Origin of the sequence: Neorhizobium sp. 2083 (genome assembly GCF_031455615.1) — a bacterium.
GTDB lineage: Bacteria > Pseudomonadota > Alphaproteobacteria > Rhizobiales > Rhizobiaceae > Neorhizobium.
Genome location: NZ_JAVDTC010000006.1, coordinates 1 through 22404, shown reverse-complemented (window position 1 = coordinate 22404; position 22404 = coordinate 1). Strand labels below are relative to the sequence as shown.

Sequence of the window (22404 nt, the reverse complement as noted above, 5' to 3'; positions counted from 1 at the left end):
ATCATGAACGAGACGATCGAATTTTCCGCCACGGTTTCCGCCACGACCCGCAACGGAGTTCTGGTCGTCACGATCGACAATCCGCCGGTCAACGCCACGTCCGTCGATGTCCGCGGTGGGCTTGCCAAAGCGCTTGCGCACGCGGAAACGGCAGCCGACGTGACCGGCGTCGTTGTCACCGGCGCCGGCAAGACATTTATCGGCGGCGCCGACATCAAGGAATTCGGCAAGCCGGCCATGGACCCGACCTTGCCTTCCGTCATCGAGAAGATCGAAGGCCTGTCGAAGCCCGTCGTCGCTGCCCTGAACGGCGCAGCACTCGGCGGCGGTCTCGAAGTCGCACTTGCCTGCCACTCTCGCGTCGCCGCGCCGGCTGCGCAGGTCGGCATGCCCGAAGTCAAACTCGGGATCGTACCCGGCGCCGGCGGCACGCAACGCCTGCCACGGCTGATCGGCATTCCGGCGGCGCTCGACCTGATCACGTCGGGGCGTTCGGTGAAGGCCGAGGAAGCCCTGAAACTCGGGATCGTCGATGAACTGGCCGCAGGCGATCTCGTCGAAGCCGCAACATCCGCAGTGTCGGCACTGGCCGGAAAACCACTCCGCCGCACGGGCGAACTCACGATCGCGCTCTCCGATGCGGCCGAGATCGAAAAAACCTCGGCCAGGATCCTTGCCAGGGCACGCGGCCAGAAGGCGCCGGCCGAAGCGGTCCGGCTGGTCACGTCGTCCAACCGCCCCTTTGCGGAAGGCTTGGCGGACGAACGCGCCACATTCCTCGCACTCCGCGACAGCCGCGAGGCCGCGGCTCTTCGCCATGTCTTTTTCGCGGAACGGGAATCCTCCAAGGTCGAAGGTCTGGAAGGCGTCGAACCTCGTCCGGTCAGGACGATCGGCATCTGCGGCCTGGGCCTGATGGGCAGCGGCATCGCCGTTGCGGCCCTTGGTGCCGGTTATTCGGTGATCGGCCTCGACCAGACCACCGAAGCCGCCGAAAAGGGCAAAGAGCGCATCATCGGCCTGCTGGAACGCAACGTCGCCTCGGGCCGCCTCGATCAGACCGGCTTCGAAGCCCAGAAGGCAAGGCTTTCCGTGACGGCGACGGACCCCGATCTTGCTCCCTGCGATCTCGTCGTCGAAGCCGTGTTCGACGATCTCGCCGTCAAGACCAGCCTCTTCCAGCGCCTCGACAAGGTCATCCGCCCGGATGCGGTGCTGGCGACCAATACCAGCTACCTGAACCCGGACGAGATCGCCGCCGCGACCGCCCACCCGGAACGGGTGCTCGGCCTGCATTTCTTCTCGCCTGCCCATGTGATGCGGCTCCTGGAAGTCGTGCGTTGCGCCAAGACGGCACCGGATGTGCTCGCAACGGGTCTCGCGGTTGCCAAGAAACTGCGAAAACTGCCGGTCGTCACGGGCGTCACCGAAGGCTTCATCGGCAACCGCATCTTCTCCGCCTATCGCCGCGAGGCCGAATTCCTGCTGGAAGACGGCGCCCTGCCGCACGAGATCGACGCCGCGCTGGAGGACTACGGCTTCCCGATGGGCCTGTTCGCCGTCTACGATATGGCCGGCCTTGAAATCGCCTGGGCGCGCCGGAAGCGACAGGCGGCGACCCGCGATCCTTCGGCGCGTTATGTCGAGATCGCCGACACGCTCTGCGAGGCGGGCCGTCTGGGCCAGAAGGCCGGACGTGGCTGGTATGTCTATCCGGAGGGCAAGCGCACCATCGATCCGGAGGTCACCGCCATCATAGAAGCTGCCCGCGCCAAAAAGGGCATCGCGCCACGCGCGTTCTCGAAGAACGAAATTCTCGAAAGAATGCTGGGGGCTATGGCTGGGGAAGGTGCGGCGCTGCTGGCGGAAGGAATTGCCGCGCGAGCCAGCGATATCGATCTGGTGATGATCAACGGCTACGGTTTTCCGGCCCACAAGGGCGGCCCGATGTTCGCGGGAACCTGACCGCCTCAAGGCGGCGGCTACAGCTAATCTATTGAAATATCTGCAATGTTCCGACACGCTTGGCGCTTCGGAAGCGCCTGCGCACGCCGGTGTTTTGCCCACCCAAAAGAGTTACGCTCATTTGATCAAACATGCTTGCATGTTTCCTTAAATCGCCTATTGTTTGCCCAAGCCTCGCAAGTAGGCACCAAAAACAACGACAGGGAACGGCCGCATGCTCACACTTTCCGAGCTCACTCCGTCGAGATATTTTAGCCATAAAATATCTGCCGCATCCTTGTCCCGTATCCCGACTGTCTCGTGGCGCGCTTAGGAGATCATGATGTCTTTTTCGTTTTCCGCATTCAAACGCAAGATGCTGCTGGGCACGATCGCCGCGGCTGCCCTGGCCGCCCCGCTTGGCGGCATGGCGGAAGCGGCGGACTTCAAGTTCGCCGGCCCGCTCGATGCCTATACGCTCGATCCGCATGCGGTTTCCAACACGCTGATCTTCGCCGTCCTTGCCAATGTCTACGAACCGCTCGTGCGCCGTAACGCCGAGCAGAAGATCGAAGGGGCGCTTGCGACCGAATGGAAACAGGTCGACGGCACGACCTGGGAATTCAGCCTCCGCAAGGACGTGAAATTTTCGAACGGCAACGCCTTTACCGCCGATGACGTGGTCTTCTCGCTGACCCGCGGCCAGGCCGGCGGCATCAAGGCGAACCTGAATTCGATTGCCTCGATCGAGAAGGTCGACGACTACAAGGTCCGCATCAAGACCCGCGCCATCAACCCGATCCTGCCGAACCAGATCACCAACTGGTACATCATGGACAAGGAATGGGCCGAAGCGAACAACACGGTACAGCCGGGCGCCGCCAACAACGCCACCGAAACCTTCGCAAACCGTAACGCCATGGGCACCGGCCCCTATGTCATCAAGGAACGCGATCCGGGCGTGAAGACGGTCTTTGCACCGAACCCGGGCTGGTGGGACAAGAAGACCGGCAATGTCGATAATGCGACGTTCTTCGTGATCCCCAACCCGTCGACCCGCGTCTCGGCCCTCATCTCCGGCGAAGTCGACATGATCGACGGCGTGCCGCCGCAGGATGCCGAGCGCATCGAGAACGATCCGAAACTGCACATGCAGGCCGGCCCGGATCTTCGCACCATCTACATCCAGCCGGACGTTGCCCGCGACAGCCTGATCTTCGGCAGCGAAAAGACCAAGAACCCCTTCAAGGAGCTGAAGGTCCGCCAGGCGATGGAACTGGCGATCGATACCGGCGCGATCCAGAAACGCATCATGCGCAATTTCTCGGTCCCGGTCGGACTGCCGATCGGCAAGGAGGTCAATGGTTTCGATGCGGCGCTCGGCGCACCGGTCAAGCCGGATGTCGACAAGGCCAAGGCGCTGATGAAGGAAGCCGGCTATGAAAACGGTTTCTCCGTGACACTGGATTGCACCAGCGACCGCTTCATGAACGACGAGGCGACCTGCCTTGCCGTCGCCGCCTCGCTTGCCCGCATCAATATCAAGGTCGATCCGCGTGCCCAGCCGACCGCCAAATGGGCGACCCAGGTCAACCCGCCGGAATACAATACCAGCATGGCGATGCTCGGTTATTCGCCGGCCACCTATGACGCCCACATCTTCCTGACCTCGATCGCCGCCACCCGCGACGCCAAGAGCGGTCTCGGCGCCTTCAACATCGGCGGTTATTCCAATCCGGAAGTCGACAAGCTGATCGACCTGATCGGCAAGGAAACCGACCAGGCCAAGCGCACCGGGTATATCACCCAGGCCTTCAAGATCATGAAAGCTGACGTCGCCTTCATCCCGCTTCACCAGCTGAACATTCTCTGGGGCGTCAAGGACAACGTCACCGTCGTCCAGCCGGCCGACCTTGCCTACCCTCTGCGTTATTTCACGGTGAAGTAATGACGATTGCGTCCGACATCTCCAGGCAGCTTGCCGGCCTCGTTTCATACCCCACTGTCAGCGCCGTTTCGAACCTGGAGCTGATCCAGTATGTCGAAGACCAGACCGCCCCCTTCGGGGGGCGCGTCCGGCGTTTTCTAAGTCCGGAGGGCGACAAGGCCAACGTGCTGATCACGATCGGCCCGGAAGCGCCGGGCGGCATCATCTTCAGCGGCCACACGGATGTGGTGCCGACCGAAGGCCAGGCCTGGACCGGCGATCCCTGGACGCTGAGGGAAGCGAACGGCCGCCTGATCGGCCGCGGCGCCACCGACATGAAGGGCTTTCTCGCCTGCTGTCTCGCAGCCGTGCCCGGCATCGCCAGGAAGAACCTCAAGAAGCCGATCCATCTCGCCTTTTCCTACGACGAGGAAGTCGGCTGCACCGGCGTGGGTTCGATGGCCGAATGGGTTGGCCAAAGCGACCTGAAACCACGCCTTGCCGTGATCGGCGAAGCGACCAGCATGGACATGATCGCGGCCCACAAGGGCGGCCTCATCGGCTGGTGCCGCATCAAGGGCAAGCCCGGTCATTCCTCGCAACCAGACCGCTATGTCAACGCGGTCATGGTGGCCGGCGACATGATCGCCGAGATCAACCGCATCCGCGAGGACATGCGCAACGGCCCGCAATTCGAAGGGCTCGACCCGCCCTATTCGACGACCCAGGTGACCGTCATCAGAGGCGGCCTGCACGGCAATATCGTCTCGGAAAACTGCGAGTTCTTCTGGGAAATGCGCCTCATCCCCGGTCAGAGCACCTATGAGGTGCTGGACCACATGAAGCGTTTTGCCACTGAGAAGCTCGAACCGGCGATGAAGGCGATCGATCCGTCCTGCGGCATCGTCTTCGATGTCCAGGCCAGCATCCCCGGCCTCAAACCCAACAACGACCCGGCACTCGACGCGGAACTGCTGGGCCTTCTCGGCCGCAGCGAACCCCGCTATGTTTCCTATGGCACGGAAGCGGGCATTTTCCAGATCGCCGGCGTCCCTTCGGTCGTCATCGGTCCGGGCGATATCGCCGATGCGCATCAGCCGGACGAGTCGGTCGCCATTTCCGAGCTCGAAAAATGCACCGCCTTCCTCGACAAGCTCGGGGATAGCTGCTGCTGAGGAATTTGTCGTGCTGAATTACGCCGCGTCACGGATCGTGCAGACGCTTATCGTCCTGCTGGTGATCAGCTTCATCGCCTTCCTGCTGGTCGCCAATATCGGCGACCCGCTGGCGGCGCTTCTCTCGGCCGATGCGACCGTCAACGAGCGGTTGGAACTGATCGCCAAGCTCGGCCTCGACCAGCCCCTTTGGACGCGTTTCCTGCATTTCATCGGCAACATGCTGCAGGGCGATTTCGGCTTTTCCTACCGCACCCAGGATCCGGTTGCGAACCTGATCGCCGAGCGCCTGCCCGCCACCGTCGAGCTCGCCTTCGTCAGCCTGCTGATCACCATCGCGGTCGGCGTTCCGGCCGGCATCTATTGCGGCGTCCACCCGAATTCGCTGTTCGGCCGCTTCATCATGCTGGTCTCGACCGCCGGCATTACGCTCCCGAATTTCGTCGTCGGCATCCTGCTGATCGCGGTGTTTTCGGTGCAGCTCGGCCTGCTGCCCTCGTTCGGGCGCGGCACGGTGGTCGATCTCGGTTTCTGGAAGACAGGGCTTCTGAGCGTCTCCGGCTGGCGGGCGATCCTCCTGCCGGCGGCGACCTTGTCCACCTTCCAGGTGGCCTTCATCATCCGCATGCTGCGCACCCAGCTGATGGAAGTCGGCCAGAGCGAACACATCCGCTTCGCCCGCGCCCGCGGCCTGTCGGAAACCCGCATCTGGTATGTCTATGCCATCAAGAACACGCTGCTGCCGGTCATCACCATGCTCGGCCTGCAGCTCGGCAATATCATCGCCTTTTCGGTGGTGACGGAAAACGTCTTCGCCTGGCCGGGCCTCGGCTCGCTTTTCCTGCAATCGATCCAGGGCGCCGACATCCCGGTCATCGCCATCTACCTGATCTTCGTCGGCCTGGTCTTCATGGTCATCAATCTGGTCGTCGAACTGCTCTATCCGCTGATCGACGCCCGCGTGTTGAGGAGGCAATCATGACGCCTGTCGTCAACACCCCCGCAATCGCCAGGCGTCGCAGCAGAGGTGGCAAGCTTCTGCGCGCCATGCGCAGGGCGCCCGGCCCCACTCTCTGCGCCGTGGTGATCTTCGCGCTGCTGATCTACGCCTTCGTCGTGCCGCTGTTCTCGCTGAACCCGTTCGAATTCTCCGGCATGTCGGTGCTGGACAGCTTCATTCCGCCGGCATGGATGGCGGACGGCTCTCCCGATTTCCCGCTCGGCACCGACGACCAGGGCCGCAACCTGATCACCGCCATGGCCTATGGCATGCGCACCTCGATCATCGTCGGCTTCCTGTCGGTTACCATCGGCCTCGTCCTCGGCGGCAGCCTCGGGCTGATCGCCGGCTTCGTCGGCGGCAAGGTGGATGCCTTCATCATGCGCGTCGCCGACGTGCAGCTCGCCTATCCCGCCCTGCTGCTGGCGATGATCATCGATGGCGCCGCGCGCGCCGTGCTCGGCGCCGAGCGCAGTGTCGGCACCGCGATCGCCATCGTCGTGATGTCCATCGGCATCGCCTTCTGGGTCCAGTATGCCCGCACCATCCGCTCCTCGGTGATGATCGAGCGCGACCAGGACTATGTCTCGGCTGCCCGCATCACCGGCCGCAGCAACCTGTCGATCATCGTCCTGCATATCCTGCCGAACGTCATGGCGCCGGTCCTCGTCATCGCCACCATCAATCTCGGCATCGCCATCATCACCGAGGCGACCCTGAGTTTCCTCGGCATCGGTATCCCGGTCACCTCGCCGTCGCTCGGCACGCTGATCCGCAACGGCAACAACTTCCTGCAATCAGGCGAATGGTGGATCTCGGTCTGGCCGTGCCTGACGCTTGTCCTCTTCGTCGTGTCGGTGAACATCCTCGGCGACCATCTGCGCGACGTCTACAATCCGCGCCTGCGGGGCCGCTCATGATCACATCAACCGCTCCGCTTCTCGACGTCCGCGAACTCACCGTCACCATCAATCGCGAGGGAGGACTGGTCACCGCACTGGATAAGGTGTCCTTTTTCATCAATCCCGGCGAAGTGCTCGGCATCGTCGGCGAATCCGGCGCCGGCAAGTCGATCACCGGCGCTGCGATCATAGACCTCCTCGTACCGCCGCTGAAGCGCACCGGCGGTACCATCACCCTTGCCGGCGAGCGGCTGGACCAGCTTTCGCCGAAAGCCATGCGCAGCGTGCGCGGCGGCCGGATCGGCTTCGTCTTCCAGGACCCGATGACCAGCCTCAACCCGGTCATCACCATTGGCCAGCAGCTCTGCGACACCATCCAGGCACACTTGAAACTCAGCGGCAGTCAGGCGAAAAAGAAGGCGCGGGATTGGCTCGACCGTGTCGGCCTGCCCAATCCGGATGTGCAGTTCAAGCGTTACCCGCATCAGCTTTCAGGCGGCATGCGGCAGCGGGTGGTGATCGCACTGGCGCTCTGCGCCGATCCCATGCTCGTTATCGCCGACGAACCGACCACAGCGCTCGATGTCTCCGTCCAGGCCCATATCCTCGAACTGCTGCGCGACCTGCACCGGGAAAGCAATGTCAGCATGATGCTGATCACCCACGATCTCGGCGTCATCGCCAAGATGGCCGATCGCGTCGCGGTGCTTTATGCCGGACGCGTCGCCGAGATCAGCCCGGTCGGCGAGCTCTTCAACGCGCCGAAACACCCCTATACGCGCGGCCTGATCCGCGCGACGCCGATGCCGTCGGCCACCGGCGAGATGCGGCTCGACCAGATCCCCGGCGCCATGCCGGGGCTCGGCGCGGTTCCGCCCGGCTGCGCCTTCAATCCGCGCTGTTTCAAGGCGCAAAGCGATTGCCGCGCCACCATTCCGCCGCTCTATCACGCGGAAAGCTCCGCCTTTTCCTGTTTCCATCCGCTGGAAAGGGTGACCGCATGAGCGCTTCCGATTTCCTCATCCTCAATCATGTCAGCAAGGTCTACCGCCGCAACCAGAGCCTTCTGGAACGGCTGAAAAAGGGAGAGGCCGGCGGTACCAGGGCCGTCAGCGATGTCAGCCTCACCGTTCGCCATGGCGAAACCATGGGCCTGGTCGGCGAAAGCGGCTGCGGCAAGTCCACGCTGGCGCGGCTGGTCTCCGGCCTGATGGCGCCGACATCGGGCGAAATCAACTTTCCGCCGAATGCCGCAGGCAACAAGCCGCGCCTGCAGATGATTTTCCAGGACCCCTATTCCTCGCTCAACGGCCGCTGGACGATCGAGGACATCATCGCCGAACCGATCCGTGTTCATAAGCTGCGCCAAGGCCGTGCCGCCATCCGCGCCCGCGTCGATGAACTGCTGGTTCAGGTCGGCCTCTCGGCAGCCGACGCGGAAAAATACCCGCAGGAGTTTTCGGGCGGCCAGCGGCAGCGCATCTGCATCGCCCGGGCGCTCGCCGGCGAACCGGAATTCCTGATCCTTGACGAACCCACGTCCGCGCTCGATGTTTCGGTGCAGGCGCAGATCCTCAACCTGCTGCGCGACCTGCAGAAGAACCTCCACCTCACCAGCCTGTTCATCACTCACAACCTCTCTGTCGTGCGCATCATGGCCGATCGGATCGGGGTCATGTATCTCGGCGAACTGGTGGAGGAGGCAACATCGGAAGAACTGTTCCGCAAGCCGCGCCATCCCTATACCCGCCTGCTGATCGACGCGGCACCGGACATGGATACCAGCGACCGCTCGCTGCATCCGATCGCCGGCGAGTTGCCGAATCCCGCCTTTCCGCCGTCCGGCTGCCGTTTCCATACCCGCTGCCCCTTTGCGCAGGATATCTGTCGTAATACGGTGCCGCCGCAGAAGACAACCAAGACCGGCGGCATGTTCCGCTGCCATTTCGATCTCGACCTCTCGAACGCCTCGGTCTTTCCACCGCCCGCCAAGGTCAAGACCGCCTGATTTCAAGGATGCCCGGATGACGATAGCCTCCCGCCAAGCAACGATCGACAAGGCCGTGGGCTATCTCGATGACGGTTCCTTCGAAGAAACCTTGCGCAAACGCGTGGCGATCCCATCCGCCAGCCGCGTCGCCGCCAACAAGCCGGATCTCTGGCGTTATATCACCGACGACATGCAGCCCTTTTTCAAGCGGCTCGGCTTCACGACGAAGATCTACGAAAACGATGCCGCGCCCGGCCCGTTTCTGCTGGCCGAACGCATCGAGGACGCGAGCTTCACCACCGTCCTGCAATACGGACATGGCGATGTCGTCGCCGGTCTGGATGGCCAGTGGGACGACGGCCTCTCGCCCTTCGAGATGATCGAGAGGAACGGCGCCTGGTATGGCCGCGGCACGGCCGACAACAAGGGCCAGCATGCCGTGAACCTCGCCGCCGTCGAGGCGCTGCTTGCGGTCAAGGGCTCGCTCGGCTTCAATCTCAAATACCTGATCGAGATGGGCGAGGAATCCGGCTCGCTGGGGCTGGAGGAAATGTGCGCCGCCCATCGGGACGAATTGAAGGCGGATGTCTTCATCGCCTCCGACGGCCCGCGCCTTGCCCTCGACCGCCCTACCATCTTTCTCGGCGCCCGCGGCGGCATGTCCTTCCATCTGGAAATCCATGCGCGCGAAAGCTTCCAGCATTCCGGAAACTGGGGCGGCATCCTCTCCAATCCAGGCATCGAACTCTGCCACGCGATCACCGCGCTGGTCGGCCGCACCGGGCAGATCAAGGTGCCTGAGATGACACCGGGTTCGATCCCGGAAAATGTCCGCATCGCTTTGAAGGATTGCCACATCACGCCCGCCGCCGGCGACCCGCCGATCGAGCCCTGGTGGGGCGAACCGGGGCTCACGCCGGAGGAAAAGGTGTTCGCCTGGAGCTCCTTCGAGGTGATGGAGATGGAATGCGGCAATCTCGCCCAGCCGCTCTACGCCATCCCGCCCAAAGCGCGCGCCCGGATGCAGCTGCGTTTCCCGGTCGGCGTCGATCCGGATGCGGTGGTCCCGGCGGTCCGCAAGGCGCTGATCGATGCCGGCTACGACCGGGTCGTGGTCAAGGATCCGACCGACGCTATCTTCCTCGCCAGCCGCCTCGATCCCGATCATCCGTGGGTCAGGCGCGTCGTCGCCTCGATCGAGAAGACGCTCGGTGCCCCGCCGGCGATCCTGCCCAATCTCGGCGGCTCGCTGCCGAACAACATCTTTTCCGACCTGCTCGGTCTGCCGACCATCTGGATCCCGCATTCCTATCCGGGCTGCCTGCAGCACGCCCCGAACGAGCACCTGCCGATCTCGATCGTCCGCGAAGGGCTTGCAATGATGGCCGGGCTTTATTGGGATATCGGCGAGGCCGAGGCCTGACCTTCAGCTTTCAGCGACTTTCAGCGTCGGATCGAGCTTGTCGCGCAGCCAGTCGCCGCAGAGGCTGATCGACAGCGTCGTCAGGAAGATCACGATGCCGGCCGGCACGCCGGTCCACCAGGCGGTGGCGAGGTAGTTGCGCCCTTCACCCAGCATCAGGCCGAGGCTGGTCTGCGGCGGCTGGATGCCGAGGCCGAGGAAGCTGAGCGAGGTCTCCAGAAGGATCAGCTCCGGAAAGTTGAGCGTTACCTGGACGATCAGCACGCTCAGGATGTTCGGCAGGATGTGCCGCGCATAGATCCGCACCGGATGGACGCCGAGCGTGCCGATCGCAAACGCATAACCCTGGCCCTTCGCCTGCAGCACCAGGCTGCGGGTCAGCCGCGCATAGACCTCCCAGCCGTAAAGTCCGACCACCACCAGGAAGAGCTCGAAATTGTTGCCGAAAAAGGCAAGCACCGCGAGCGCGATGATCAGGAACGGCATGCTCGCCTGGAAATCGACGAAGACCATGATGACGTCTTCGACGATCCCGCGGAAATGCGCGGCCAGGAACCCCATCAGCGTGCCGAAGGTGGCGCCGATCAGAGAGCCGACGATCGCGATCAGAACGCTCATCCGGGTGGCATAAATGAGCCGGCTAAGCACATCGCGGCCAAGTCCGTCGGAACCGAGCAGGAACCGCGGATCGCCGCCGAGCACGGCCGGCGCCTTCAGGCGGCTGAGCAGGCTCTGCGCCGTGTAGCTGTAGGGCGCCAGATGATCCGCGCCGATCGCGACGATCAGCACGAAGGCCAGCCACGCCATGCAGAGGATGATGATGAGGCGCGGCCTGCCGGCCATCCTGATCCTCAACCAGCCGGCCTTTGCAGCCGGCGCCGATTGTTCGATGCTCATCAGCTTTCCTTGGCCTCGCGGGTTTCGATGCGTGGATCGAGCCAGCCATAGGCGATATCGACGATGAAATTGGTGACGACCATGGTGAGCGCCACGAGGAGCACGATCGTCTGGACGACGGGAAGATCCCGCTGGCTGACCGCATTGACCAGCATCAGGCCGATGCCCGGCCAGGCGAAGACCGACTCGATAACGATCGCCCCGGCGATCAGCGCGCCGAGGCGAAGGCCGAGAATGGTGACGACCGGGATCGCCGCGTTCGGGATGGCGTGGGACGTCACCCGCCTTGTCAGCCTGAGGCCCTTGGCGCGAGCGGTGCGCATATAGGGCTGATGCAGCACTTCCAGCATCGAGGAGCGGGTAAAGCGCGCCACTGTGCCGGCATTGATGATGCCGAGCGTCACCGCCGGCAGAATGAGATGCCACCAGGTCGAACCGCCCGAACTCGGCAGCACCCGCAAGGTCATCGAGAACAGCAGGATCATCAGGATGGCGAGGAAAAAGTTCGGCATGCTGTGGCCGAAGATCGAAAACGCCATGGCGGCATGGTCGATGCCCGTGCCGCGCTTCAGCGCTGCGGCGATACCGGCGAACAGACCGATCACCACGGTGATCGCAAAGCCGGAAAGACCGAGCAGCAGCGTCATCGGCACCCGCTCCAGCACCACCGCCAGCGCCGGCCGGTCGTCGCGGAAGGAATAACCGAGATCACCTTGTGCCGCAGAGAGGATGTAGCGGACATATTGTTCGGGCAGCGACCTGTCGAGACCCCACATCGCCCGGTATTCGGCGATGACCGAAGCCGGCGTATCGTCCGGCAGCATCATCGTCACCGGGTCGCCCGACAGGCGCAGCACGACGAACACGAAGGTCACCGCAAGCAGCATCGTCAGCAGCCCGCGCACGAGTTTGACGAGGATGAATTGCAGTCTCATGACCGCGTCCCCGGCGCTTCTTCCAACACATTGCGGGCAGCAACTGGGTCGTTGACCAGGAAACCCGAAGCGCCTTCGCGCGTCATGCGCAAAAGCTCCGCGTCGGCAAAGTCCCCGACCCTGCGGCCGGTGGCGCCTTCGCCGGCAGTGATCCAGACCGGCCGGCCGCGCTCGACGTGACCGGCGATGCGCCCCGGCGCCGTGTCCCATTCCCAGATGCGCAGGATATCGCCGCCGGCCGCGAAAAAGGCTTCCTCGTCGAAACCCTTGATCAGCCCGAGGACCGGCCGCGTCCAGCCGCCGTCCCGCATATGCCTGACGGAGCCTGACGAATGCAGGCCGAGCGTGAGAGCGCGGTTCGGCACCTTTGCAAGCGCCGCCAGCAGGATATCCAGCGAACCCGGCAACTCGTCCTTCACGTCGAACAGGATCGGCCGGTCTTCCGGCACCGTCTCGAAGAGCAGGGCAAGCGGCGGCGCGGCGGGAAAGCCGTCCGCCTCGATCGCCGCCAGCTCCGCGCTTGCCATATCGGCGATCGCATCGTCCCGGCCGACGAGGCGCTGCAGGTCCTTGTCGTGGCAGCAGACGATCCCGCCGTCGCGCGTCACCCGCACGTCCACCTCGATATAGTCCGCCTTCGCCTCGATCGCCCCGATCCAGGCTGCAGGCGAATTTTCCCGATAGAGGGTGGAATAACCGCGATGGGCGATGATGGCGGGCAGAGACGACATGGCTTTTTCCTGGCTGTTCAAGCGATCAGACGCTCGCGGGCGCGGCGCTCCGCGGGCGTTGTCGCCGGCACGGCGGCCAGCAGCGATCGCGTATACTCATGCTGGGGATTGGCGAAGATTTCGGCGGCACGGCCGGCCTCGACGATGACGCCCTTCCGCATCACCGCGATCCGGTCGCTGATATGGCGGACGACGCCGAGATCATGCGAGATGAACAGATAACCGATCCCGAAACGAGCCTTGAGATCGTTGAGCAGATTGATGATCTGGGCCTGCACCGAGACATCGAGCGCACTCACCGCCTCGTCGCAGATCACCACTTTCGGGTCGAGCACCAGGGCACGGGCAATCACCGCCCGCTGTTGCTGGCCACCGGAAAGCTGGTGCGAAAAGCGCGCGCCCATGCCCGGCAGGCCGACCAGCGCCAGCATCTCGCTCATGCGCTGCTTGCGGCCTGCGGCGTCGAACATCCCATGGGCCTGCATGGCTTCTTCGATCTGGCCGCCGATCGCCATGCGCGGATCGAGCGCCTTCGACGGGTTCTGGAAGATCATCTGCACGCCGCGCCGTTCGCGCCGCCAGGCGGTGGAACCGATGCGGGCATAGGGTTTTCCATCGAGCGTGACATGGCCTGATGTGGGGGCTTCGATGCCGGCGGCGATGCGCCCGAGCGTCGACTTGCCGCTGCCGCTTTCGCCGACGATGCCGAGCGTCTCGCCGGGTTCGAGCGTGATGCTGACCCCGTCGACGGCACGCACGACCGTCTTGCCACCGAACAGGCTGCCGCCGGAGCGATAGACGCGGACGATATCGTCGAGGACCAGCCTGCCTTTCCCGCTCATGAACCCGCCCTCGCGAAGTCCTCGGCGAAATGGCAAGCTGCCCGATGCTGATCGGCACCATATATGCCGGCGATCGGGCGAAGCGCAGGCAGCGCCATACATTCATCGCTCGCATAGGGACAGCGTGGCCGGAAACTGCAACCTTCGGGCCGCCGCGACGGGCTCGGCACCGTGCCCTCGATCGCTGCGATGCGGCCATGGCTGATGGTCGTCGCATGCAGCCGGCAGGCCATCAGCCCGCGCGTATAGGGATGCAGCGGCCGCTCGAAAAGATCGTCGACGGTAGCGGTCTCGACCACCCGGCCGGAATACATGACCGCGACGCGATCGGCGATTTCGGCCACGACGCCGAGATCGTGGGTGACGAGGATCATCGCCGCACCGGTCTCCGCCTGCAGCTCCTTCATCAGCTTCAGGATCTGCGCCTGCGTCGTGACGTCGAGCGCGGTCGTCGCCTCGTCGGCGATCAAAAGTTTCGGCCGGCAGGCGAGCGCCATGGCGATCATCACGCGCTGGTTCATGCCGCCGGAAAGCTGGTGCGGATAGGCGTTGGCGCGGCCGGCCGGATCGGGAATGCCGACCGAAGCGAGCAGCTCCACCGCCTGTTTCATCGCCTGGCTCCAGGTGAGCCCGCGATGCACGACCAGCACTTCGGCGATCTGCATGCCGACCCGGCGCACCGGATTGAGCGCCGCCGTCGCATCCTGAAAGATCATCGCCATGTCGCGGCCGCGGATCTCGGCGAGCTGGTTTTCGCGAAGCAGGGAAAGATCCTGTCCGAGAAAGGAAATCCGGCCGGATTTGCGGATCAGCGGCTCGGAGGTCAGGCCCATGGCGGCGAGACAGGTGAGGCTCTTGCCGCAGCCACTCTCGCCGACCAGACAGAGCGTTTCACCGGCGCGCACGTCGAGCGAAACGTCGATCACCAGATCGGCGCGACCCGTGCCCACTGTCAGGCCTTCCACCGCAAGAACGGTGTCCGCTCTGGCTGCACCACGGCTTGAGATGGGTTCTCTCCGCCGATTGGAATCGGCGGAGAGACGATCAGCTTCGAGAACCGTCACGAACGTTTGGCCTCGACGGTAAGGTTATAGGGACGCAGGTCCATGTAGTAGAAGTTATAGGGCTTCCAGTTCACGGCCTTGCGCGCGCCGTAGGTTTCGAGCGGCTGGTAGAGAATGGTGCCTGGAGCATCGTCTTCCCATGCGTCGAGCATCTTCTGGAAAACGTCGCGACGCTTGGCGAGATCGGAGCTCTGGTCCAGTTCCTCGCCGAGCTTGTTGAACTCGACAGGCGTCCATTCCTTGTTCTGCTGGGGACCGTTATATGGGCCCCAGAGGTTCCACAGACCGCCGGCGGGGTCAGGATAGCGGATCGAGTTCGACCAGTTACGGACCATCTTGAGATCGCCGGTAATCGTGTCGGTGTTTTCGACGATGTCGAGCTTGCCGTTGATCCCGACGGCCTTCCACATTTCCATGATCGCCTGGGCAGCAGGAACGGCGTTCAGGTAATAGTTGGCGCGGGTCGCGTAGTGGATTTCCTCGCCCTTGTAGCCGGCCTCCTTCAGAAGCTGCCTGGCCTTTTCCGGATTGTAGACGAGGCCGGCGCGCTTGTCGTCGTAAAGGGCGCCGAATTCGGGGAACTGGTGGCTCTTCGGCACCACGGCCTGGCCGTTCCACAGCGCCTCGACGAGCAGGTTGCGGTCGATGGCGAGGTTCATCGCCTGGCGGACACGCTTGTCCTTGATCACCGGATTTTCGGTGTTGTAGACGAGCACGTGGGCGTTCGCGAGGACGACGCTGCGCGCTTCGATATCCGGATAGCTGTTGATCTGCTGGATCTGGTCCGGCGAGACATTGGCGATGATGTCGAACTCGCCGGAAACGAGACCGGCGATGCGGGTCGCCTGTTCCGGCACGACGCGGAAGATGACCGACTGGACGGTCGGCTTGCCGCCGAAATAGTCGTCAAAGGCGGCCAGCTTGATGGATTCGTTCGGCTTGTATTCGCTGAGCTTGAACGGGCCGGTGCCGACCGGGAATTTCGGGAACTTGCCGTTGGCGTTGGCCATCCAGTCCTTCTTGTTGACGATCCACGAAGCCCAGGACGCCAGACGCTGCTCGAGGATCGGATCGACGCTCTTGGTGACAAAACGGACGGTCGCGGCATCGATCGCCTCGACCTTTTCAAGTCCGCCGAAAAAGCCCGGACCCTGCTTCATGACGGCGTTCTTGCCGCTGAGACGCTCCGGCGAGAAGGTGAAGACCACGTCGTCGGCCGTCATGATCTCGCCGTTGTGGAACTTGACGTTCGGCCGCAGCTTGACCTCCAGCGTGCGGCCGTCGATGCGCTTCCAGCTTTCGGCAAGCGAAGGTACGAGTTTCGACCCGTCGCCCTTCGGCGAGGACAGGAAATCGCGGCGGATCAGTGTGTCGAACATCGAATAGGTGACGCGGGTACCGACGTTGGAAAGCTCCTGCGCCGGTTCCAGCGTCGGCGGAATGTCGGCAACGGCGACGGTGAGGTCCGGACGGCTCTGGGCCATGGCGGGCAAAACGGAAGCTGCGGCAATAGCGCAAACGGCCATTGCCGTGCGGGAAGCACGGAGAAGGGAGATCATCAGGTAAGCCTCGAAGTGAAACTCAGGCCACCTTATTTATTCCCTGCTAAACTTTTGTGACGCGTGTGCAAACATACAGTCACGATGTCGCTGCAAACCGTCATGCCGGGAAAATCGTCAGGGCCTGCGGGCAACGCCGCTCGCCACCACAGGGCCGGTCGCCACACCTGTCGGCGAGCCGCCGAATGGTTCGAGGCTGACGGCAAGCGTCGCGCCTTCGGCGATGTTGCCGCGAAGATCGGCGGGGATCACGAGCTCGCCCGCCTTGTCCGGCTGGAAGACGCCGAGGGATCGCGGATTGCCGCTTCCGGGCACCAGCCAGAGTTCCAGCGATTTTTCGTCGCGTCCGCCGGCCGCGACCGGCACGATCCGCAAACGGCCGTTCCCGGCGTCGTAGGAAGCCAGCAGATTGACCTGGCTATTGGTCGAAGAAAGTTCCGCCACCAGCGGAGCCGATCTTTGAGGCTTCGGGCCGGCCCCGGACGCATAGACAATGGCGGCGACAGCTACCGCCGACGTGCCAAGCGAGAGCCACCGCCAGAACTGCGCGGAATTCCACAGGCCGGACGAGGGTGCGACAGCGCGCGTGGGGCCGAAGAGCCGCGTTTCGATCCGGCTGAAGACCACCGGGCGCGGTGCGACGTCCTCATACTCGTCGTTGAGGGAGGCAAGGTCCGCCTGCCAACGTTCGACGATCCGGGCAAAGGCACGATCGCTCGCCATCCGCTGCTCGACGGCGTGACGCGCCTCCAGCGACAGAACGCCAAGCACATATTCGCCCGCCAGGATCTCGTCCTGCGGCCGCCTGCCCTGACTTTGTTCGCCCGACGTCATCGCTGCATGCACTCTCTCAGTTTGAGAAGGCTCCGGCGCAGCCATGTGCGCACCGTGTTCAAAGGCACCTTCAGTTCTTCCGCCAGTTCAAGATAACTCAAACCTTCCACATAGGCACGTCGAACCGCACCCGCATGCACGGAATCGAGCTCCTGCATGCAATTATCGATGCGGCGGCCTTCATCAGCCATGGCGACCTGCTGCTCCGGGTTGAGAATGCCGTCATCGGCAAGATCGTAGGCATCATCCAGGTCTTCGGCGACAGGTTTCCTGGCCCGCAGGATGTCGATCGCATGATTGCGCGCGATCGCTGCCAGCCAGGCCAGGGGCGAACCGGTATCGACGGCAAAAGTCCTGGAGCGCTGCCAGACCCTGACATAGATTTCCTGAAGCGCTTCTTCCGCGTCGGCCCTGTCTTTCAAGATACGCAGGCAGATCGAAAATAGTTTCGGGCTCGTCGCACTATACAACGCCGCGAACGCTTTGCGATCGCCGATCGCCACGCGATTGATCAGAGCTGCAATCTCATTGTTTTGCATTCGAACAAATCCAGCCGCCTCTGATCTATAGAGAACGCCGGTATCAAAAAACAAGACGCTCGTCGCAAAACTCGGCGTGAGCCACCTGCCTCCAGGCCACTGATCCCGTGATGGCGTCCGCCGTCGGTTCGATACCAGCCGCCACCTGTCGGGGATTTGACCCTTGCCGGCTAGGCGGGCGGCATCTTCTCGAACCTCGGCAGGTCCGGGTCCATGTGGTCCCATTGATGGCCGGCGGCCGTCCAGCAGACGAATTGCGGCTTGTAGCGGCTCGGATCCTCCAGGCTGCCGGCATAGACCACAAAGATGTCCGGGACGGCCGGCAAGGTCAGATAGACCAGTGTCCCGCAATTGGCGCAGAAACCGCGCGACTTCACGTAGCCGTTGTCGCCGACGAGATCCCAGGTATTCGCCTGCCCGTGAACCGTCACCGCGGCGCGCGGGAAGGTCAGGTAGGATCCGTGCCCTGTGCCGCTGTCGCGCTGGCATTGACGGCACTGGCAATCGTTCATCACCAGCGGCTCCGCAGGGATGTCGTAGTGAATGGCGCCGCAGGCGCATCCGCCGATATAGGACTTGCTCATGTCATGTCTCCGGATTTGATGGCAGGGATGGCATTGTTTGCCGGACGTCAGGCCGGGAGTTGCGTCGATTGCCGCCACCCGTCGAACACCCGGAAAAGGCCTGAGGCCTCAATACTGGTCGTGACGGCGCAGCCAGGCCATCGGGAACCGGAGGTCGTCCTCGTCGCGGCCCTTCGGCACGAGATCCAGGAAATGATAGGCGCCGTTGAGCATGTCGACGCCGCGCGAATAGCAGGAATAGGTGTGGAACACCTCGCCGCCTTCATTCCTGCTGAAGACGCTGATGCCGACTTCCTCGGATGCGTTGCTCGGCTGAACCTTGTAGTTGTAATACGCTTGGCCCGTGGCGAGATCTTCCGGCTTCACCGAGACCTGATAGTCGAAATTGAAATCGCTGCCGTTCGAGGAAAACCACGGGAAGCTCCAGCCCATGCGTTTTTTGTAGGCCTCGATGCTGGCAAGCGGCGCCCGCGAAATGGCAACGAACGTCACGTCGCGATGGTTGAGGTGGATCGGGATGCCGTTGAAATTGTCCGCCCAGAACGAGCACGACTTGCACGCTTCCTCCCAATCGGGCCCGAACATGAAGTGATAAACGATCAGCTGCGAGCGGCCGTCGAAGAGATTCGCCAGGGAAAGCGCGCCATCCGGCCCTTCGAACCGGTAGGATTTCTCCACCCGCTCCCAGGGCATCGCCATGCGGCGGCGCGTCAGCGCATCCCGTTGGCGGGTGAAGTCCTTCTCCGCGGCGAGCAACTCAAGGCGGGCCTGCAGCCATTCTTCCGGCGAAACGACTTGATTTCGCATATGAACCTCCTGTTTGTTGAGATGCAGGTTGGTGGTCACGAGATAGACTAGGGCCGGATATCGAATGGTGAGAGTGACAAGTGTGACGGGATTCCGATGGACTCGCTGATCACGGCCGCGGCGCGGGCGCTCGCCTCGGGTGATCCTCTGGGGGCATTGAAGCGGGTGGCGCTGCGCGACGATGCGCCCGCACTTGCGCTCAGAGGCATCGCCATGGCGCAGCTCGGCGATCTCGCCCGGGCAAAGGCCCTGCTCAAAAGTGCCGCCCGCGCGTTCGGCCCGAAAGAGGCGATGGCCCGCGCACGATGCGTCGTTGCCGAGGCGGAGATCGCACTGGTCTCCCGCGATCTTGCGTGGCCGGTAAAGGCACTCGACCAGGCTCGGGCCGTGCTTGAAGCGCATGGTGACCGGGTGAACGCGGCACACGCGGTCAATCTGGAGGTTCGGCGCCTGTTGCTGATCGGGCGCCTCGACGCGGCCGAGCGCATTCTCGCCGCCTTCGACCCACCTCCGCTTCCGCCCGCATCGAAAGCTGCCTATGAACTGGTCGTGGCAGGGGTGGCGATCCGCCGCCTGCAGACGAAGGCGGCGCGCAGAGCACTCGGTCGTGCCGAGGAAGCCGCGCGGGAAGCGGGCATTCCCGCGCTGACAGCGGAGGTCGAAAGCGCATCCCTTGTCCTGAAGACGCCTGCGGCACGGGTGATCGCACAAGGCCAGGAACGCCTGCTCCTGCTTGAAGAGGTCGAAACGGCCCTCGCCGCGGGGGTGCTGGTGGTGGATGCATGCCGCAATTGCGTGCGGCGCGGAGACACGCAGGTATCTCTTGCGTCTCGCCCGATATTGTTCGCGCTGGCCCGCGCGCTGGGCGAAGGCTGGCCGGGCGACGTGCCGAGAAGCGCGCTGCTTTACCGCGCCTTTCGGGCCCGTCACGCGGACGAATCGCATCGCGCCCGGCTGCGGGTCGAAATCGGGCGGCTGCGGGCCGAACTCCGGGGACTGGCGGACGTTACGGCGACAAGGAGAGGCTTTGCTCTGACGCCATCCAGTAACCACGACGTCATCGTGCTGGCGCCGCCGGTCGAAGAACAGCATGCGGCGGTGCTCGCCTTCCTTGCCGATGGCGAGGCGTGGTCGAGCTCGGCGCTGGCGATTGCGCTTGGGGCGAGCGCCCGCACCGTGCAGCGGGCGCTGGAACAGCTTTCGGACGCCGGCAAGGTGCAATGGTTCGGTCAGGGACGCGCACGCCGGTGGATGACCCCGTCCGTGCCCGGTTTCCCGACAATCTTGTTACTCCCCGGTCCGCTCCCGAACGACTAGGATGAGCACATGAAAAAATCTCAAGCCGAAATCATCCGAGAATATGGACCCTTCCCGGGGGCCGATCGCGTGAATGGCGTCACCTTCGACGGCCAGCACGTCTGGTTCGCCTCCGGAGACAAGCTGAACGCCTTCGATCCGGCAAGCGGCGAAACGGTGCGTTCCATCGATGTCGCCTCGCATGCCGGAACGGCCTTCGACGGCAGGCATCTGTTTCAGATCGCCGAAGATCGCATCCATAAGATCGATCCGAAGACGGGCACCGTCGTCGCGACGATCCCCGCGCCCGGGAATGGCGGCGATTCCGGTCTCGCCTGGGCGGAGGGCGCGCTCTGGGTCGGCGAATATCGCGGCCGCAAGATCCATCAGGTCGATCCTGATACGGGCAGGATCCTCCGCACCATCGAATCCAATCGCGTCGTCACCGGCGTGACCTGGGTCGACGGCGAACTCTGGCACGGCGTCTGGGAAGGCGACGAAGGCGAAGTGAGGCGTATCGACCCCGAGACCGGAACCGTGCTGGAAATGCTCGAAATGCCGCTGGGGCTGGGCGTCTCCGGCCTTGAATCCGATGGCGCGGATCAATTCTTCTGCGGCGGCGGGACCAGCGGCAAGGTGCGGGCCGTGCGCCGCCCCCGGTAACCTTCGCGGCTCGTCCGGAGAACCGGTGCCGGCCGGCGGACCGTCATCGATGTCGCCCCGATGCGCTCCTGAAAACGCCGCTCGTCAATCCTTCGCCATCCGGCTGCGTCGGAACATTCGAAATCTGGAACGCCGGCAGAGGATCAACGGGAAAAACAACGCTCGAAAGCGGCATCGATGACAGCGAGCTTTGCCGCCTGTGCTTCGATCATCTCCCGCACGAAGGCGGCTGAGACCCACATGGCGGAATTGCCCCGCCGGCCCGCCCATCCCAGGCTTCCCATGGCCTCAGCCTCGCGCAGCTTGCGGTCGAGATGGGTGCGCGAGAGCTTCAGCCATCCTGCCATGTCGGCCAGCGAAGCGACCGGTGTCGGATAGCGCCGGCCGTCGGAACTGATCTCGCCGAGCCCCGCGAAGAGCCATTCCATGATCACTCCGCCGTTGTTGAGCCAGGTGAACAGCGAAAACGTTTTCTGGGGCTGGCGAATGACGGGGTCCGTCAGCAGGCCGTCGGCGATTTCCGGCTGCAGACGGGCGATGGCGCCTTCCGCAGCCTGAAATACTTCCAGACGACGGCCGTTGTCGAAACGGTCGAGCGTGACCAGATGGATCGCGGCCCAGGTATGGATCGCTTCCAGTGCGACGGTCGAGATGGATATGGGCCGCGAGCGTCGGTCGTTAGCTGCATCCACCAGGCTGGCGTAACCGTAATGGATCATTTCCTTGATGAAGGCGTCGCCGGTGTTGCGGCTGGAAACCGCATGCTCGGTGACGCTTGTCAGGAAACGGGAGAGCGTCGTCAGCTCGCCCTGCGCGGCGGCTCGGAAATGAAGGCCCAATGCCATATGGCCAAGCAGCCACCGCTGCTGTGTCGCAAAAACGGAACTCAGCCGCGGATTGGCGCTGTAGGCCTCCAGCATCGTCACCGACTGCTGCTTGATCAGGGGAAGGATCAGCGCGCTGTCCGCTATCTGCAGGGCCGTTATCGCCATTCGTCGATCCAAAGGACTTGTGCAAAAATTCGCGGGCCACGCCGATGATATGAGAACATGCATGGCGATGACCGCGACCGCAGCCGGGTGCTTTCCGTAGCGGCTTGCGTTCTTACCGGGCCCGACGACGCGAGGCAACGACTTTTGCTTACGCTTATGGTGGGGTCATCGATTTGGATTTGGAGATTTGCGGAGGAGATTTTGGTTTTTGGTTGCGGGGGCAGGATTTGAACCTGCGGCCTTCAGGTTATGAGCCTGACGAGCTACCGGGCTGCTCCACCCCGCGCCAAGCGTAAATCC

Annotated in this window: 21 protein-coding genes and 1 tRNA gene; 10 read left to right on the top strand and 12 right to left on the bottom strand. The window is 63.5% G+C overall.

Going from position 1 to position 22404, the window contains the following annotated elements; translation table 11 throughout:
• Positions 1–3 precede the first annotated feature (3 nt).
• From J2X76_RS21995 to J2X76_RS21960, 8 genes are all read left to right on the top strand, one after another.
• Entirely contained in the window at positions 4–1965 is a 1962-nt protein-coding gene (locus J2X76_RS21995) for a 3-hydroxyacyl-CoA dehydrogenase NAD-binding domain-containing protein (protein ID WP_310219428.1), read from the top strand.
• Between the two features lie 322 nt (positions 1966–2287).
• Positions 2288–3892, top strand: a complete 1605-nt coding sequence (locus J2X76_RS21990; protein ID WP_162732159.1) for an ABC transporter substrate-binding protein — start codon at positions 2288–2290, stop codon at positions 3890–3892.
• Positions 3892–5046, top strand: a complete 1155-nt coding sequence (gene argE / locus J2X76_RS21985) for an acetylornithine deacetylase (protein WP_310219427.1) — start codon at positions 3892–3894, stop codon at positions 5044–5046. The genes J2X76_RS21990 and argE overlap by 1 nt, the downstream gene beginning before the upstream one ends.
• 13 nt (positions 5047–5059) lie before the next feature.
• Positions 5060–6028, top strand: a complete 969-nt coding sequence (locus J2X76_RS21980) for an ABC transporter permease (protein WP_310219881.1) — start codon at positions 5060–5062, stop codon at positions 6026–6028.
• Positions 6025–6966 carry an ABC transporter permease gene (locus J2X76_RS21975; protein ID WP_310219425.1) on the top strand — a complete coding sequence of 314 codons (942 nt, stop codon included), beginning with the start codon at positions 6025–6027 and terminating at the stop codon, positions 6964–6966. Before J2X76_RS21980 ends, J2X76_RS21975 begins: the two co-directional genes overlap by 4 nt.
• Positions 6963–7952, top strand: coding sequence for an ABC transporter ATP-binding protein (locus J2X76_RS21970; RefSeq protein ID WP_310219424.1), 990 nt, complete (start codon positions 6963–6965; stop codon positions 7950–7952). Before J2X76_RS21975 ends, J2X76_RS21970 begins: the two co-directional genes overlap by 4 nt.
• Positions 7949–8956, top strand: coding sequence for an ABC transporter ATP-binding protein (locus J2X76_RS21965; RefSeq protein WP_310219422.1), 1008 nt, complete (start codon positions 7949–7951; stop codon positions 8954–8956). The genes J2X76_RS21970 and J2X76_RS21965 overlap by 4 nt, the downstream gene beginning before the upstream one ends.
• Positions 8957–8972: 16 nt before the next feature.
• Positions 8973–10361 carry a M20 family metallopeptidase gene (locus J2X76_RS21960; RefSeq protein WP_310219421.1) on the top strand — a complete coding sequence of 463 codons (1389 nt, stop codon included), beginning with the start codon at positions 8973–8975 and terminating at the stop codon, positions 10359–10361.
• Positions 10362–10364: 3 nt separating this feature from the next.
• Here the strand turns inward: J2X76_RS21960 and J2X76_RS21955 are convergent, their stop codons facing one another.
• The 10 genes from J2X76_RS21955 to J2X76_RS21910 all read right to left on the bottom strand — a co-directional run bounded on the left by J2X76_RS21955 (position 10365) and on the right by J2X76_RS21910 (position 19153).
• Complete coding sequence (locus J2X76_RS21955; RefSeq protein WP_310219420.1) at positions 10365–11258, bottom strand: ABC transporter permease; 894 nt, start codon at positions 11256–11258, stop codon at positions 10365–10367.
• Positions 11258–12193: an ABC transporter permease gene (locus J2X76_RS21950; RefSeq protein WP_310219418.1), complete on the bottom strand. Its 936-nt coding sequence runs from the start codon at positions 12191–12193 to the stop codon at positions 11258–11260. Before J2X76_RS21950 ends, J2X76_RS21955 begins: the two co-directional genes overlap by 1 nt.
• The gene (locus J2X76_RS21945) at positions 12190–12924 is read right to left on the bottom strand and encodes a glycerophosphodiester phosphodiesterase family protein (RefSeq protein ID WP_310219416.1); all 735 of its coding nucleotides are present in this window, start codon (positions 12922–12924) and stop codon (positions 12190–12192) included. Before J2X76_RS21945 ends, J2X76_RS21950 begins: the two co-directional genes overlap by 4 nt.
• Positions 12925–12941: 17 nt before the next feature.
• Complete coding sequence (locus J2X76_RS21940) at positions 12942–13766, bottom strand: ATP-binding cassette domain-containing protein (RefSeq protein ID WP_310219415.1); 825 nt, start codon at positions 13764–13766, stop codon at positions 12942–12944.
• Entirely contained in the window at positions 13763–14773 is a 1011-nt protein-coding gene (locus J2X76_RS21935; RefSeq protein ID WP_405030079.1) for an ABC transporter ATP-binding protein, read from the bottom strand. Before J2X76_RS21935 ends, J2X76_RS21940 begins: the two co-directional genes overlap by 4 nt.
• A gap of 53 nt (positions 14774–14826) precedes the next feature.
• The gene (locus J2X76_RS21930) at positions 14827–16389 is read right to left on the bottom strand and encodes an ABC transporter substrate-binding protein (RefSeq protein WP_310219412.1); all 1563 of its coding nucleotides are present in this window, start codon (positions 16387–16389) and stop codon (positions 14827–14829) included.
• A gap of 117 nt (positions 16390–16506) precedes the next feature.
• Entirely contained in the window at positions 16507–17223 is a 717-nt protein-coding gene (locus J2X76_RS21925; RefSeq protein ID WP_310219410.1) for an anti-sigma factor domain-containing protein, read from the bottom strand.
• Complete coding sequence (locus J2X76_RS21920) at positions 17220–17762, bottom strand: sigma-70 family RNA polymerase sigma factor (RefSeq protein WP_310219408.1); 543 nt, start codon at positions 17760–17762, stop codon at positions 17220–17222. Before J2X76_RS21920 ends, J2X76_RS21925 begins: the two co-directional genes overlap by 4 nt.
• Positions 17763–17932: 170 nt before the next feature.
• On the bottom strand, positions 17933–18346 hold the full coding sequence (locus J2X76_RS21915; protein ID WP_310219406.1) for a GFA family protein: 414 nt from the start codon (positions 18344–18346) through the stop codon (positions 17933–17935).
• A gap of 108 nt (positions 18347–18454) precedes the next feature.
• Positions 18455–19153, bottom strand: a complete 699-nt coding sequence (locus J2X76_RS21910) for a thioredoxin family protein (protein ID WP_310219404.1) — start codon at positions 19151–19153, stop codon at positions 18455–18457.
• Between the two features lie 96 nt (positions 19154–19249).
• On the opposite strand from J2X76_RS21910, the gene J2X76_RS21905 reads away from it, so the two are divergent.
• Together J2X76_RS21905 and J2X76_RS21900 are read left to right on the top strand one after the other, a co-directional pair.
• Complete coding sequence (locus tag J2X76_RS21905; RefSeq protein WP_310219402.1) at positions 19250–20470, top strand: helix-turn-helix domain-containing protein; 1221 nt, start codon at positions 19250–19252, stop codon at positions 20468–20470.
• Between the two features lie 9 nt (positions 20471–20479).
• Positions 20480–21112 carry a PQQ-binding-like beta-propeller repeat protein gene (locus J2X76_RS21900; RefSeq protein WP_113286459.1) on the top strand — a complete coding sequence of 211 codons (633 nt, stop codon included), beginning with the start codon at positions 20480–20482 and terminating at the stop codon, positions 21110–21112.
• A gap of 143 nt (positions 21113–21255) precedes the next feature.
• Here the strand turns inward: J2X76_RS21900 and J2X76_RS21895 are convergent, their stop codons facing one another.
• The gene (locus J2X76_RS21895) at positions 21256–22104 is read right to left on the bottom strand and encodes a hypothetical protein (protein WP_310219400.1); all 849 of its coding nucleotides are present in this window, start codon (positions 22102–22104) and stop codon (positions 21256–21258) included.
• A 209-nt stretch (positions 22105–22313) separates the two neighbouring features.
• Positions 22314–22390: transfer RNA gene (locus tag J2X76_RS21890), tRNA-Met, on the bottom strand.
• Between the last annotated feature and the right edge of the window lie 14 nt (positions 22391–22404).